General features: G+C 74.0%; 10 protein-coding genes. 2 read left to right on the plus strand and 8 right to left on the minus strand.

The features are described 5' to 3' along the window. Positions 1-24: 24 nt before the first annotated feature. From cydD to ACFVFS_RS25675, 5 genes are all read right to left on the minus strand, one after another. The gene (cydD, locus tag ACFVFS_RS25655; RefSeq protein ID WP_380627050.1) at positions 25-3,522 is read right to left on the minus strand and encodes a thiol reductant ABC exporter subunit CydD; all 3,498 of its coding nucleotides are present in this window, start codon (positions 3,520-3,522) and stop codon (positions 25-27) included. Between the two features lie 4 nt (positions 3,523-3,526). Beyond that, the gene (gene cydB / locus ACFVFS_RS25660; RefSeq protein WP_380627051.1) at positions 3,527-4,552 is read right to left on the minus strand and encodes a cytochrome d ubiquinol oxidase subunit II; all 1,026 of its coding nucleotides are present in this window, start codon (positions 4,550-4,552) and stop codon (positions 3,527-3,529) included. Positions 4,553-4,583: 31 nt separating this feature from the next. Beyond that, entirely contained in the window at positions 4,584-6,128 is a 1,545-nt protein-coding gene (locus ACFVFS_RS25665) for a cytochrome ubiquinol oxidase subunit I (RefSeq protein ID WP_380627052.1), read from the minus strand. Positions 6,129-6,533: 405 nt separating this feature from the next. Beyond that, positions 6,534-7,928 (minus strand): oxygenase MpaB family protein, encoded by a 1,395-nt coding sequence (locus tag ACFVFS_RS25670; protein WP_380627053.1) that lies wholly within the window; start codon positions 7,926-7,928, stop codon positions 6,534-6,536. Positions 7,929-8,025: 97 nt separating this feature from the next. Then, positions 8,026-8,910, minus strand: coding sequence for an aldo/keto reductase (locus tag ACFVFS_RS25675; protein WP_380627054.1), 885 nt, complete (start codon positions 8,908-8,910; stop codon positions 8,026-8,028). A 57-nt stretch (positions 8,911-8,967) separates the two neighbouring features. Here ACFVFS_RS25675 and ACFVFS_RS25680 point away from each other — a divergent pair, with 57 nt between their 5' ends. Then, entirely contained in the window at positions 8,968-9,648 is a 681-nt protein-coding gene (locus ACFVFS_RS25680; protein ID WP_380627055.1) for a DNA-binding response regulator, read from the plus strand. 8 nt (positions 9,649-9,656) lie between these two features. Here ACFVFS_RS25680 and ACFVFS_RS25685 read toward each other — a convergent pair whose 3' ends face one another. The 3 genes from ACFVFS_RS25685 to hisC form a co-directional block, all read right to left on the minus strand. Beyond that, the gene (locus ACFVFS_RS25685) at positions 9,657-11,258 is read right to left on the minus strand and encodes a sensor histidine kinase (RefSeq protein WP_380627056.1); all 1,602 of its coding nucleotides are present in this window, start codon (positions 11,256-11,258) and stop codon (positions 9,657-9,659) included. 11 nt (positions 11,259-11,269) lie between these two features. After that, positions 11,270-12,025, minus strand: coding sequence for a response regulator transcription factor (locus tag ACFVFS_RS25690; protein ID WP_380627057.1), 756 nt, complete (start codon positions 12,023-12,025; stop codon positions 11,270-11,272). A gap of 283 nt (positions 12,026-12,308) precedes the next feature. Then, positions 12,309-13,379 carry a histidinol-phosphate transaminase gene (hisC, locus tag ACFVFS_RS25695; RefSeq protein ID WP_380627058.1) on the minus strand — a complete coding sequence of 357 codons (1,071 nt, stop codon included), beginning with the start codon at positions 13,377-13,379 and terminating at the stop codon, positions 12,309-12,311. Between the two features lie 334 nt (positions 13,380-13,713). Here hisC and ACFVFS_RS25700 point away from each other — a divergent pair, with 334 nt between their 5' ends. Then, positions 13,714-14,871, plus strand: a complete 1,158-nt coding sequence (locus ACFVFS_RS25700; protein ID WP_078879728.1) for a LacI family DNA-binding transcriptional regulator — start codon at positions 13,714-13,716, stop codon at positions 14,869-14,871. Positions 14,872-14,949 lie beyond the last annotated feature (78 nt).

The following is a 14,949-nucleotide window of genomic DNA, read 5'->3' on the forward strand; positions in this document are numbered from 1 at the left end:
CGGCGGGCGGCGGCCCCGCCCCGGTCAGCCGACCGCGAGCGGCAGCCCGTCGGTCTCCCGCTCCCGGTCGTGCATCGCCCGCAGGCGGCCGGCCGGGCGGGCCAGGAGCTCGGACCAGCGGCCGCGCTCGACGACCCGGCCGGCGTCCAGGACGAGGACCTCGTCGACGGTGCCGTCGTCGAGGCCGGCCAGCCGGTGGGTGATCAGCACGGTGGTGCGGCCGGCCGTGGCGGTGAGCAGGTCGGCGGTGAGGGCGTCCGCCGTGGGCAGGTCGAGGTGCTCGGCGGGCTCGTCCAGGACGAGCACCGGGAAGTCGGCGAGCAGTGCCCGGGCGAGCGCGAGCCGCTGGCGCTGGCCGCCGGAGAGCCGGGCGCCGTGCTCGCCGACCAGGGTGTCCAGGCCGTCCGGCAGGGTCTCGGTGAAGTCCAGCAGCCGGGCGGCGGCGAGGGCGGCGCGCAGCTCGTCCTCGTCGGCGTCCGGCCGGGCGAGGCGGAGGTTCTCGCGCAGCGAGCTGTCGAAGACGTGGGCGTCCTGGGCGCAGAGCCCGATCACCCGGCGGACGTCCTCCCCCGCGAGCTCCCGGCTGTCCACAGCCTGTGGACGGCCGGCGGCGAGCAGCACGCTCCCGGCGTCCTGGTCGAGGAAGCGCAGCAGTGCCTGGGCGAGGGTGGTCTTGCCGGAGCCGGACGGGCCGACCACGGCGATCCGCCGGCCGGCGGCGAGGTCGAGGTCGACACCGGACAGCGCGTCGGCGTCCTGACCGGGGTGGCGGGCGGTCAGTCCGCGGACGGCGATCGGCAGCGGCTGCTCGGGCAGGGCCTTCGGCGCGACCGGTTCGGCGACGGCGTCGGGCGCGTCCAGCACCTCGGCCAGCCGCGCCGAGGCGGCCAGGCTGCGCCGGCGGGCCTGGACGGCGAGCGGCATGCCGGTGACGGCCTCGAAGGCGGCCAGCGGGGTGAGCACGACCACGGCCAGGCAGACCGGGGCGAGCGCCCCGGACTCGACGCCGCGCAGGCCGACGGCCGCGGCGGCGGCCACCGTGAGGCCGGTGAGCAGGGTGATCAGCCCGGTGCCGAGCGCGGCGGTGGCGGCCGAGCGGGCGGCCAGCCCGGTCAGCTCGGTGTCGGCGGCGCGGACGGCGGCGAGCCGGCCGGGCAGCGCGCCGGCCACGGTGAGCTCGGCCGTCCCGCTGAACGCGTCCAGCACGGTGGTCGCGAGCCGGCCCCGGGCCGGGGCCTGGCGGCGTTCGGCGGCGGCCGACCAGCGGGCGGTCAGCGCGGGCACCACCAGGCCGGCGAGCAGCAGCCCGGCGCCGAGCACCAGCCCGGCGGCGGGCAGGAAGGCGCCCATCGCGACGGCGGCGGCCAGCGAGACCACGGCGGCCACGGCGGCCGGCAGGCGCCAGCGCAGGTAGTGGTCCTGGACCGCGTCGACGTCGGCGACCAGCCGGGAGAGCAGGTCGCCGCGCCGGAAGGCGGGCAGCGCGGCGGGGGCGAGCGCGGTGAGCCTGCGGTACACGGCGGCGCGCAGGGTGCCGAGGGTGCGCAGCACGGCGTCGTGCGAGACCAGCCGCTCGGCGTAGCGGAAGACGCTGCGGCCGATGCCGAAGGCGCGCACCGAGGTGACGGCCATCATCAGGTAGAGGACCGGCGGCATCTCGGAGGCGTAGGAGATGAGGTAGCCGGAGGTGGCCATCAGCGCGACGGCGCAGCCGAGCGCGAGGGCGCCGAGGAGGACGGAGAGGGCGAGTCGGGGCCCGGGCCCGGTCACCGCGTCCGGGCCGGACGGCGGCTCGTCCGCCGGCGCCGGCGGGGTGGGCCGGCCGCGGTGCGCGAGCACCGGGACGGCCGCCGGGGAGGCCGGGGGAGCGGCCGGCCCGGCCAGCCGGACCCGGTGGTCGGCGGCGGCCAGCAGTGCGGGCCGGTGCGCGACCAGCAGCACGGTGCGCGCCGGGTCGGCGGCCAGGGCCCGGACGGTGTCGACGACGGCCGCCTCGGAGGCGCCGTCCAGGTTGGCGGTGGGCTCGTCGAGCAGGACGAGCGGACGGTCGTCGGCGAGCAGCACCCGGGCGAGCGCGAGCCGCTGGCGCTGGCCGGCGGAGAGCCCGGCGCCGTCCTCGCCGAGGGGGGCGTCCAGCCGGGTGACGAAGTCGAGGGCGTGGGCGGCGCGCAGGGCCGTCCACAGCTGCTCGTCGGTGGCCCCGGGCCGGTAGAGCCGCAGGTTGTCGGCGACGGTGCCGGCGAACAGGTGCGGGTGCTGCGGCACCCAGGCGATCTGCCGCCGCCAGCTCTCCGGCTCCAGGTCGGCCAGGTCGTACGTCCGCCCGTCGGCGGCGGTGATCCGGACGGTGCCGGCGTCCGGGGCGGTGAGGCCGAGCAGGACGCCGAGCAGGGTGGACTTGCCGGCGCCGGACGGGCCGGTGAGCGCGACGGTCCCGCCCGGCGGCAGGGTCAGCGCGGCGCCGTCGAGGGCGGCCGCGGCGCGGTCGGGGAAGCGCACGGTGAGGCCGTCGGCCTCGACGGCGGCCCCGGCGAGGTCGGGTGCGGGGACCGTGCCGGCGGCCGGGATCGGGGTCTCCAGCACCTCGAAGATCCGGTCCGCGGCGGTCAGGCCCTCGACGCTGGAGTGGTAGAGCGCGCCGACCTGGCGGATCGGGAAGTAGACCTCGGGGGCGAGGATCAGGATCAGCAGCCCGGTCTCCAGGTCGAGGCTGCCGTTCACCAACCGGAAGCCGATCGAGACGGCGACCAGCGCCACCGAGAGGGTGGAGAGCAGCTCCAGGGCGAAGGAGGAGATGAAGGCGATCCGCAGGGTGCGCAGGGTGGCCCGGCGGTAGTCGGCGGTGATCCGGGCGATCGTGGCGGCCTGGGCGCGGGCCCGGTTGAAGACCTTGAGCGTGGGCAGCCCGGCGACCACGTCCAGGAAGTGGTGGGAGAGCCGGGACAGGGTGCTCCACTGGCGGTCCATCCGGGCCTGGGTGGCCATCCCGATCAGCACCATGAACAGCGGGATCAGCGGCAGGGTGCAGGCGATGATCGCGGCCGAGGCGGCGTCGGCGCCGACGATCCGCAGCAGCACGGCGGCCGGGACGACCACGGCGAGCGCCAACTGCGGCAGGTAGCGGGCGAAGTAGTCGTCGAGCGCGTCGACGCCCCGGGTGGCGAGGGCGGTGAGTTCGCCGGTGCGCCGGCCCGCCGGGTGGGCCGGGCCGAGCGCGGTGGCGTGGTCGAGCAGCCGGCGCCGCAGGGTGGACTTCACCCGGGCGACGGACCGGTGCGCGGTCAGCTCGGTGAGCCAGCCGACCAGCCCGCGCCCGATCGCGGTGAGCACCAGCAGCGCCAGCGGCGCGGTGAGCTCGTCGAGCCCGGCCCGCTGCTGGAAGCCGCGGACCACGAGCTCGGCGATCAGGCCCGCCTGGGCGACCACCAGGGCCGCGTTCGCCGCGCCCAGGAGGACGGTCCCGGCGAGGAAGGCCCGGGTGGTGCGGGCGTACCCGAGGAGTCGGGGGTCGACCGGCTTCACGGCGTCAGGCCTGGTCGAGGGCGGCGGCCGGGTCGTGCCCGGGGATGTGCTGGACACCGATCCGCTTGCGGAACACCCAGTACGTCCAGCCCTGGTAGAGCAGCACGAGCGGGGTGAAGACCACCGCCACGATGGTCATCAGCTTGAGCGTGTAGGCCGAGGAGGCCGCGTTGCTCACGGTCAGGCTCCAGTCCGGGTCGAGCGTGGAGGGCATGACGTCGGGGAAGAGCGAGAGGAAGAGCATGGCCACGGCGGCCACGATCGTCGCGCCCGACAGCACGAACGCCCAGCCCTCGCGGGCCACCTGGTTGGCGGCCAGCGCGCCGGCCAGCGCGAGCACCGCGATCACCAGGGCGGCGAGGCTCCAGCCGTTGCCGTGGTCGGCCTGGGTCCAGATCAGGAAGACCGCGGCGAGCGCCGCCGTCGCCAGGCCGGTGCGCAGGGCGGTGGCCCGGGCCCGGTCGCGGATCTCGCCGACCGTCTTGAGCGCGGCGAACACCGAGCCGTGGAAGACGAACAGGACGAGCGTCACCAGGCCGCCGAGCAGCGCGTAGGGGTTGAGCAGGTCCCAGACGCTGCCGACGAAGTTCTTCTGCGCGTCGATGTCGACGCCGCGCACGATGTTGGCGAAGGCGACGCCCCAGAGGAAGGACGGGATCAGCGAGGTCCAGAAGATCGCCTCCTCCCAGTTGCGCTGCCAGCGCGGCTCGGGCCGCTTGGCCCGGTACTCGAAGGCGACGCCGCGGACGATCAGGCAGACCAGGATGACCAGCAGCGGGATGTAGAAGCCGCTGAACAGGGTGGCGTACCAGTCGGGGAAGGCCGCGAAGGTCGCGCCGCCGGCGGTCAGCAGCCAGACCTCGTTGCCGTCCCAGACCGGGCCGATGGTGTTGATCAGCACCCGCCGCTCGGCGGTGTTCCTGGCGAGCGTCTTGGTGAGGACGCCGATGCCGAAGTCGAAGCCCTCCAGGAAGAAGTAGCCGATCCAGAGGACGGCGATCAGGACGAACCAGACGTCGTGAAGTTCCATGGTGTGTCGGTCCTATCGATCCGCGGGGGCCTCAGTAGGCGAAGGCGAGCGGCTTGTCGGCGTCGTCGTCCGAGGCCGGGCCGCGCAGGGACGGGTCCTTGGCGGGCGGCTGCTCGTCGGTGGCCGGGCCGGCCTTGGCGTACTTGACCAGCAGTTTGACCTCGATGACGGCGAGGATCGCGTAGAGCGCGGTGAAGGTGCACAGCGCGCCGATCTGGGTGCCGACGCTCACGTTGGGCGAGACGGCGCTGGCGGTGGTCATCAGTCCGAAGACCGCCCAGGGCTGGCGGCCCATCTCGGTGAAGATCCAGCCGAAGCTGTTGGCGATCAGCGGGAAGCCCATGGTGAGGATGCCGATCCGCCAGCTCCACTTGGTGAGGAACGGGCCCAGCTCCCGCTTCGGGGTGAGCATCAGCCTCGGCACCTCCTCGTCGCCGGTGCGGAACTCCGGTGCCAGGAAGCGCTTCTTCCGGGTGGTCCAGAGTCCGATCAGGCCGGCCACGAAGGAGGTCATCCCGAAGCCGATCATGAGGCGGAAGCCCCAGTAGGTGACGAAGATGCTCGGGATGTAGTCCTTGGGATCGCCGCCGTACTTGGCGGCCTCGGCGGCGGCGGTGTCGTTGATGCCGGGGACGGAGGAGCTGAAGTCGCTGTTGGCGAGGAAGGACAGTGCGGCGGGGATCTCCAGCTCGACCGAGTTGTGGCCCTTGCCGACGTCGCCGACCGCGAAGACCGAGAACGGCGCGGGCGCCTTGGTGTCCCAGAGGGCCTCGGCGGCGGCCATCTTCATCGGCTGCTGGCGGAACATGACCTTGGCGAGCTGGTCGCCGCTGAGCGCGGTGCCGAGGCCCGCGATCACGGCGAGGACCAGGCCGAGGCGCAGCGAGGTGCGCATCGCGGCGACCCGCTTGGGGTTGGCGGTGCCCGGCTTGCGCTTGGCCTTCCAGAGGTGGAAGGAGGCGATGCCGACCACGAACGCCGCGCCGGTGAGGAAGGCCGCGGTCAGGGTGTGCAGGACGACGGTGACGGTGGTGTCCTGGAACAGCACCCGCGCGATGTCGTTGAGCTGGGCCTTGCCGGTGGCCGGGTCGATCGCGTAGCCGACCGGGTGCTGCATCCAGGAGTTGGCCGCCAGGATGAAGTAGGCGGAGAGCACGGTGCCGAGCGCGACCATCCAGATGCAGGCGCAGTGCAGCTTCCGGGGCAGCTTGTCCCAGCCGAAGATCCACAGGCCGATGAAGGTCGACTCGAAGAAGAAGGCGATCAGCGCCTCCATCGCGAGCGGGGCGCCGAAGACGTCACCGACGAAGCGGGAGTAGTCGGACCAGTTCATGCCGAACTGGAACTCCTGGACGATGCCGGTGACCACGCCCATCGCGATGTTGATCAGGAAGAGCTTCCCCCAGAACTTGGTGGCGTGGAAGTACTTCTCCTTGTCCGTCCGCACCCACGCGGTCTCCAGTCCGGCGACGATCGCGGCGAGGCTGATGGTGAGCGGGACGAAGAGGAAGTGGTAGACGGTGGTGATGCCGAATTGCCATCGCGCGATGGTCTCGTGAGCGATTGCCAGTTCCACGTCGCCCTCTCTCCAACCGACCCTGTCGAGGTCACATTTCAGGACAAACTTCATCTATAGCGGCGGACCGCCGCCCAAGCGCGCAAGCTTGTCCGCTTGTGAACGTGAACACGTTCACAAGCATCAGTATCCACCACCCTTACAGGCGATTCACCGGCGGGGTGGGCTTGACCGGCAGCGATGCCGTGCGCACAGTCTGCGAAGGGGGTCGTCGGACCACAACGAACGAGCGGGTGCACGCCGCGGAAAATCTGGACGATCTGTCCATTGACAGCCGCCGGACCCTCCAGAGCGGCGGATCGGGGACACAACTCCCCCGAACCGCCGCGGACCGCCCTGACCGGCTGCACCCGGGAGGCCGGGTTCCTGCTCGGCGGGGCCGCCGAGGGCGCGGCCCGCGGACGGCTAGGCCCGGCCGAGGAGCTGGGTGCCGGGGGCGGAGGGGGCGCGGGCGGTGAAGAAGTCGACGAAGCCGCGCAGGAACTCGGCCACCGTGATGACGCCGTCCCCGTCGGTGTCCAGCCGGCGGAAGCCGTGCGAGAGCTCGGCCGGGTGCACCCGGCGGCCGTCGAACAGCACCCGGTACTCGGCGAAGTCCAGCAGGCCGTCCCCGTCGGTGTCGGCCGCCGCGAACACCGCCCGCAGCGCGGGGAGCAGGCCGCCCTCCAGGTAGGCCGGGTCGCGGTCGCAGCCGGCCAGCGTGGCGGCGACGTACTCGGCCCGGCTGATCCGGCCGTCGCCGTCGGTGTCCATGGTCGCCCGCAGCTGCTCCCACCACGCCTCGAACGCGGCGTGCACCCGGGCCTCGCCCTCCTCGGAGAGCTCCAGCTGCCAGCAGACGTTGTGCGCCATCGCCTGCAGGTCGCGGGCCGTCAGCAGGCCGTCGCCGGTCTGGTCGAGGACCTCCCGGAAGAACCGGTCCAACCGGGGCGGCCGGGTGTCCTGGCGCGGCATCCGCCGGGGCCGGGACGGCGGGCGGACGCCGGGGGCGCGGTAGCGGTAGCGGTCCGGCAGCCCGGTCAGCACCGCCCGGCCGCCGCGGTGCAGCACCCGGGAGAGCAGCGCGCCGCGGCGGGTGCGGACCAGGCCGAACCGCTCGCGGTACACCGCCGGGAGGTCCGCGACGGTCAGCTCGGTGACCGTCCGGGCCACCACCGACCGCAGCACCCGCCAGCCCACCGGCCCGAGGAAGCGCAGCCTTCGCGGGCAGGGCGCCTCGTGCAGCATGTCGTACAGCAGGTGCCGCGCCGTCCCGGTGAACTCCAGCCGCTCGGCGGTCGTCCGCCGCAGGTAGCCGGGCAGCTCGGCGGCGGTCGCGGGCAACTCCCCCGGCGGAAGTCCGAACACCGCCGCGATCTCGGCGAACTCCTTGTAGATGGTGTCGAGTTCGTCCGCCGTGTACGGCTCGCCGCTCAACTCCCGCATGGCGGCCACCGCTTCGAAGAGGGTGAGCAGCACCCAGGCCCGGGTGGCCGGGTCGTGGGCGTCGTACGACCGGCCGTCCTCGGTGGTGCCGCGGATCCGCCGGTGCGCCCGGTCGAGCCGCTGGACCTCGCGCCAGAGCTGCTCCTGGTCGGCCTGGAAGAGCCGCCGCCCGCTGCCGAGGGTGTGCTCGATCCGCCGCCAGGGGTGGCCGCGGTAGGTGGAGTGCTCGTCCATCCCGGCCGCGACCACCGGATGGGAGGCCTGGAGGACCAGCAGCCGCCAGGCGACGAGCACGATCCGCCACTCGGAGAGGTCCCGGCGGAAGGACGCCCCGGGACGTGCTGCCGACGCTGCCGACGCTGCTGACGCTGCCATCCGGGAATCTCCTGGGAGTTGCGGGACCTTCGCGTACGGGCGGGGCCCTTCCCGGCCGTCCGGCGGGGAAACCCGGCGCCGGATTGATCAGACAGCCCTACTTGGCAGGCGCTGTCAGTTCTGCGAGCTCGGCGAGGTCCGCCGCGTCCAGGCGCAGCGCGGCGGCGTCGACGTTCTCCTCCAGGTGCGCCGGCGAGGAGGTGCCCGGGATGGCCAGGATCGCCGGGGAGAGCGCCAGCAGCCAGGCCACCATCACCTGGGCCCGGGTGGCGCCGTGCCGTTCGGCGACCGCGCGCAGGGCCGGGTGGTCGGGCACCCCGGTGCCGCCCAGCGGGTAGAACGGCACGAAGGCGATGCCCCGCCGCGCGCAGTCGGCCAGCAGCCGGTCGTCGGCCTCGTCGTGCTCCAGCACGCTGTACCTGTTCTGCACCGCGGCCACCGGGGCGAGCGCCTCGGCCTCGGCGAGCTGGGCCGCGTTCACGTTGCTGACGCCCAGCCGCCCGATCAGGCCCTCCGCGCGCAGCTCGGCCAGGGCGGCGAAGGGTTCGGCGATCGAGGACTGGCTGGGCAGCCGGCGCAGGTAGACCAGGTCGAGCCGCTCCACGCCCAGCTCGCGCAGATTGCGGTGGACCGCCGCGCGCAGCGCGTCCCGGTCGGCCGGGTCCATCCACGCGCCGTCCGGTTCACGGCCGGGGCCGACCTTGGTGGCGATCACCAGGTCGTCCCGGTAGGGGTGCAGGGCCCGCCGGATCAGGCCGTTGGCGGAGACGTCGCGGAAGAAGTAGAACCAGGCGGTGTCGATGTGGTCGACGCCCAGCTCCACCGCCCGGCGCAGCACCCGCACGCTCTGTTCGGGGTCGCAGGCGGGGCCGCCCCAGTCGCGGGAGGGCAGCTTCATCGCGCCGAAGCCCATCCGGGAGACGGGAAGCCCGCCGGCCAGGGGGAAGGTGCCGGCCGCGGCGGCAGGAGGAGTCGTCGTCATGGCGTCCAGCCTCGCCCGGGCTCGCCGGGGCGCCGTCCGATCTGGCAGCTTGCTGCCATGAGTACTGATCAGATCGTCACCCTGCACGGCGAACGCGCACTCGTCCAGCGGGCCGGCCACCTCTTCCTCGCCTCGCGCGAGGAGTTCCTGGTCGCCGCCGCCGATCTGACGACCTGGTCGCCGGGCGTCAACGCGGCCTTCCGCGAGGGGAAGCGGCCGCACGTCGTCCCCGGCCTGGCCATGCGCAAGCTGTACAGCCGGCGCGCCCTCGCCGACCCCGAGCAGCACCGGCGGCTGCGGCGGATCGCCGCCACCGGCATCGAGGTCCGGATCTCCGACGGGCCGATCGCCCGCGAGGCCGTCGTCATCGACCGGCGCACCGCGATCCTGGCCGGGCCGCCGGTGCGCGGCGTCCGCCCCTACACCGTGGTGCACACCCCGGAGGTCGTGGACGGCGTGCGCTCGCTGTTCCGCGCCACCTGGGAGACCGCCACCGACCTCGCCGACTGCGCCGCCCCGCCGCCCCCGCTGGACGACCGGGCCCGCCACATCCTGCGCACCCTCGCCGCCGGCCACACCGACGAGGCCGGTGCCCGACTGCTCGGCGTCTCGCTGCGCACCTACCGCCGCCGGGTCGCCGAGCTCATGACCGCCCTCGGCGCCACCTCCCGCTTCCAGGCCGGCCTCCTCGCCCAGGGCCTGCTGGACGAGGAGGCCGCCCCGGCCGGCCCCCGGTGAGCCCGGCCTCAGCGCTGGTGGGGGAGTTCGAGCCGGAAGGTGGCGCCGCTGCCGGGGCTGGTGTGGAGGGTGAGGGCGCCGCCGTGGGCGTGGGTGAGGGCGGTGGCGATGGCGAGGCCCAGGCCGGCGCCGCCGCGGCCGTCGGGGCGGCTGCGGGAGGCGTCGACGCGGTAGAAGCGGTGGAAGACCAGGGCGGCCTGGTCGGCGGTGAGGCCGGGGCCGGAGTCGGCGACCTCCAGGAGGCAGAGGCCGCCGTCGGTGCCCACGCCGATCCGCACCGGGGTGCCGGGCGGGGTGTGCTTGACCGCGTTGCCGACCAGGTTGGTGACCACCTGGCGGAGCCGGGCCTCGTCGCCGAGGACCGGCGCGGGACCGGGCGGGCCGCTGCCGGCCGGGCCGGTGAGCGCGACCGGGCGGCTCGGGTCCAGCGCGGTGAGGTCGTGCAGGGCGTCGGCGGCGAGCGTGCGCAGGTCCATCGGGGCGAGGTCGAGCGGGCGCTCCTCGTCGAGCCGGGCGAGCACCAGCAGGTCCTCGACCAGGGCGCCCATCCGCACCGCCTCGTTCTCGATCCGGCCCATGGTGCGCCGCACGTCGGACTCGGTCGGCAGGGCGCCCATCCGGTACAGCTCGGCGAAGCCGCGGATGCCGGCCAGCGGGGTGCGCAGCTCGTGCGAGGCGTCCGCGACGAACCGCCGCATCCGGGACTCGGACTCCGCGCGGGCGGCGAAGGCGGACTCGATCTGCGCCAGCATGCCGTTCAGCGCGATGGAGAGCCGGCCGACCTCGGTGTGCGGCGGGAGGGCGGGCATCCGGTGCGAGAGCTCACCGGCGGCGATCCGCTGGGCGCCCTCCTCGATCCGGCGCAGCGGCCGCAGGCCGGCCCGGACGGCGAAGAAGCCGAGTGCGGCGATCAGCACCAGGACGGCGCCGCCGATGCCGAGGAAGGCGGTGCGCAGCCGCGCGACGGTGCCGTCGATGTCCTCCCGGGAGACGGCCACCATCACGTACGCGGAGCTGGGCGCGGGCGCGGCGAAGACGCTGGCCGGGGCGGTGTTCTGGCGCTGGACCGGCAGCACCAGCGCCCGCCAGCGGTGCCGGCCGCCGTGCTGGTCGGGCAGGTCGAAGGGGGTGTCGGGGTCGACCCGGGCGGGGTCGAAGCCGGCCGGCTGCGGCGCCGGGTCGCTCTCGGAGACCGGCTGGCGCATCACGCCCTGCACCTTGCCGTCGGCGGACAGGTACTGGACCAGGTACTGGCTGGGCAGGGCGGCCAGGTACTGCGGGGTGGAGCGCTTGCCGCCGACCGCGGGCAGCGGCTGCTGCTTGGCCTCCGGCCAGTTGAGCCGGGACGGCGCGCGGCGGGCGAGCGGCTCGCCGTAGCGCTCCAGCTGTTCGTCGAGCCGCTGCACCAGCTGGTGCCGGACGGTGCCGAGCACCACGGTGTCGCTGACCACCAGCCCGGTGGTGACCAGGGCGAGCACCAGCACCAGCAGCCGGGCCCGCAGCGACACCCGGCCGCGGCGGCGCGGGGCGGGGTCCGGCTCCGCGGCGCCCGGCCGCAGCGGGACGGGCTCGGCGGTCGGCGGGGCGGCGGTCGGTCCTGCGGTGGTCACCTGCGGGCCGCTCAGCTCTGCGGCGGGCGGCGCAGGGCGTAGCCGATGCCGCGCACGGTGTGGATCAGCTTGGGCCCGTGCGCCGGACCGGAGTCGAGCTTGCGGCGCAGGTAGGAGATGTAGGACTCGACGATGGAGAGGTCGCCGCCGAAGTCGTAGGCCCAGACGTGGTCGAGGATCTGCGCCTTGGAGACCACCCGGCCGACGTTGGCCATCAGGTAGTGCAGCAGCTTGAACTCGGTCGGGGAGAGCGCGACGACGCCGCCGCCGCGGGTGACCTCGTGGGCTATCGGGTCCAGGACGAGGTCGGCGACGATCAGCCGGCCGTCCTCGGCCGGTCCGCCGGAGCGGCGCAGGATCGCGCGGATCCGGGCGATCAGCTCCTCCAGGCTGAACGGCTTGGTCACGTAGTCGTCGGCACCGGCGGCGAGGCCCTGGACCTTGTCGCCGACACCGTCCTTGGCGGTGAGGAAGAGCACCGGCAGGTGGTCGCCGGGGTGGCCGTGGGCGGGGCCGGCGATCAGGCCGCGGCTGGTCTGCTCGCGCAGCCGCCCGACCAGGGCGAAGCCGTCGAGGTCGGGCAGCATCACGTCGAGGACGACCAGGTCGGGGCGGTCCGCGGCGATCAGCCGGAGCGCCTCGGCGCCGGTCGCGGCGGAGGCCACCCGGAAGCCCGAGAAGCGGAGCGAGGCGGACAGCAGTTCCCGGATGTTCGGTTCGTCGTCGACGACCAGGAGGAAGGCCTCCCCCTGCCCGCCGCTGGTCACCGCCGGAGTTCCTGGTGTCGACACAGTGCCTTGCACGGGGGTTCCGCCTCCCGGTCGGACGATGGCGTTCAGCTTGAGGCTAGCCCGGGGAGGCTATGGGCCATCGATGAATGTTGGATTAACACCTTATCGGGCGGTTTTGTCCGGACGGACCCGCGGGGGCAGGCCTGGGTGGTGTGCGCACGGTTCCGGCGGCGCCCCCGGAACCGTGCCCGGGAAACGCCGCGGCGGAGCAGGCCGCCCCGTGGGGACGCCCGCTCCGCCGCGTGCCGGAGCAGGGGGGTCACAGCTCCTTGCGGAACGCCTCCGCCACCGCGAGGAAGATCGAGTTGCCCTCGACCTCGCCGATCGAGATCCGCACGCCCTCCGGGAACGGCCGGACGATCACCCCGGCCTCGGCGCACGCCGCCGCGAAGTCCTGCGAGCGCTCGCCCAGCTCCAGCCAGACGAAGTTGGCCTGCGAGTCCGGGATCTCCCAGCCCTGGGCGCGCAGCCCGGCCACCACCCGGGTCCGCTCCTCCACCAGCGCCTCGACCCGGACCATCAGGGCCTCCTCGGCGCGCAGCGAGGCGACGGCGGCGTCCTGGGAGAGCTGGGTGACGCCGAACGGCACCGCGGTCTTGCGCAGGGCGTTCGCCACCGGCTCGTGCGCGATCGCGAAGCCGACCCGCAGCCCGGCCAGGCCGTAGGCCTTGGAGAAGGTGCGCAGCACGCAGACGTTCGGGCGGTCCCGGTAGAGGTCGATGCCGTTGGGCACCTCGGGGTCGCGGATGAACTCGATGTACGCCTCGTCGACGACGATCAGCACGTCGGACGGGACGGCGTCCAGGAAGCGCTCCAGCTCGGCGCGGTGGATCACGTTGCCGGTGGGGTTGTTCGGGTTGCAGACGAAGATCAGCCGGGTCCGCTCGGTGACCGCGGCCAGCATCGCGTCCAGGTCGTGGTCCCCGCCGGCGGTGAGCGGCACCGGGACCGGGGTCGCGCCGGCGACCTGGGTGATGATCGGGTAGGCCTCGAAGGAGCGCCAGGCGAAGATCACCTCGTCGCCCGGGCCCGCGGTCGAGAGGATCAGCGACTGGGCGACGCCGACCGAGCCGGTGCCGGTGGCGATGTGCTCGGCCGGCACGCCGAAGTGCTCGGCGAGCACGGCGGTCAGCTCGGTGACGGCCATGTCGGGGTAGCGGTTGAGCCTGCCGGCCGCCGCGACCGCCGCCTCCAGGACGCCCGGGAGCGGCTCGTAGGGGTTCTCGTTGGACGACAGCTTGTACGCGTCGGCGCCGGCGGGCTTGCCCGGCTTGTAGGTGGGGATGCCGTCCAGGGTCGGCCTGAGGCGGGGGCCCTGTGCTGCGGTCACGGTCGGTCTCCTTCTGTTCTTCCCGCTGCGTTCGCCCGCCACGGCCGGGATCACCGCCGTGTCCGGGATCTGGGAACGCACCCGGTCCACCCCGGTCGGGTGCCCTGAACGATACCGATCCGCACTCACCCGTAGGAGTGAGATGCCCGGTCGGGTTACAGGTGCAGATCAGCCATTCTGCCGGGTTCCTTTGGCACATGTCAGAGGTAAACCGGCTGGTTTCGTCCGGGGATCGAAGGGGCGCGCGCGGGCTCACTCATGGAGAAACGTATCTCCACAGGCTCCCAATGCGCCGGTCACAGACCCTTGTCAGGAGCCATACGATCGGTCCGCCATGACAGCAGCAGCCAACCAGAGCGGTCGGCGTCCCACCACCTCACGGCGTCTGGAGCGGGCCGGCATCCGGGATGTGGCAGCAGCCGCCGGAGTGTCGATCACCACCGTCTCCGACGCGCTGAACGGGAAGGGCCGCCTGCCCGACGAGACCAGAAGCCGGGTGCGCGAAGTCGCCGAGCGCCTCGGTTACCGCCCCTCGGCGGCCGCACGGACCCTGCGCACCGGACGGTCCGGCCTGATCGGGCTGACCGTCACCACCTACGGCGAAGAGCCGTTCACCTTCACCGAGTTCGCCTACTTCGCCGAGATGGCCCGGGCCGCCACCAGCGCCGCCCTGGGCCGCGGCTACGCGCTGGTGGTGCTGCCCGCCTCCTCCCGCCACGACGTCTGGGGCAACATCGCCCTGGACGGCACCGTGGTGATCGACCCGCCCGACCAGGACCCGCTGGTCAGCGAGCTGTACCGGTCCGGCGTCCCGGTGGTCAGCGACGGCAAGCCGGGCAACTGCCCGGTCACCGCCTGGGTCGACAACGACCACGAGGCCGCCGTGCTCGGCATCCTCGACCACCTCTCCGAGGCCGGCGCCCGCCGGATCGGCCTGCTCACCGGCACCAGCACCGACACCTACACCCGGCTCTCCACCGAGGCCTACCTCGGCTGGTGCGCCAAGGTCGGCCAGGAGCCGGTCTACGAGACCTACCCCGCGCACGACCCGGCCGCCGGCGCCGTCGCCGCCGACCGGCTGCTCGCCCGCCCCGACCGGCCGGACGCCGTCTACGGCCTCTTCGACCCCAACGGCACCGACCTGCTCGCCGCAGCCCGCCGCTACGGCCTGCGGGTGCCCGACGACCTGCTGCTGGTCTGCTGCAGCGAGAGCGACGTGTACGCGACCACCGAGCCGCCCATCACCACCCTGTCGCTCAAGCCGCGGCGGATCGGCACCACCGTGGTCAACCTGCTGATCGACGCCATCGAGGGGGTGGACTCCGGCACCGGCGTCGACATCGCCCGGCTCTTCCCGCCCCGCTTCCGCACCGCCGGCACCGGCCCGCCGCCCGGCACCCTGATGCCCACCGAACTCATCGTCCGGGCCTCCTCCCAACGGCGGAGCCCGCGCACCACGGTCAGCCCGCCCCGCCCGCCAGGCGAGGTGTGACCCCGGGCCGCACCCCCGGGTGTGTGGCCCGCCCCCCTGCCGAGTCGGGACAAATCGGACCTGACGGACCGACCGGCT

This window comes from Kitasatospora sp. NPDC057692 (genome assembly GCF_042799475.1).
In the GTDB taxonomy this organism is placed as follows: domain Bacteria; phylum Actinomycetota; class Actinomycetes; order Streptomycetales; family Streptomycetaceae; genus Kitasatospora.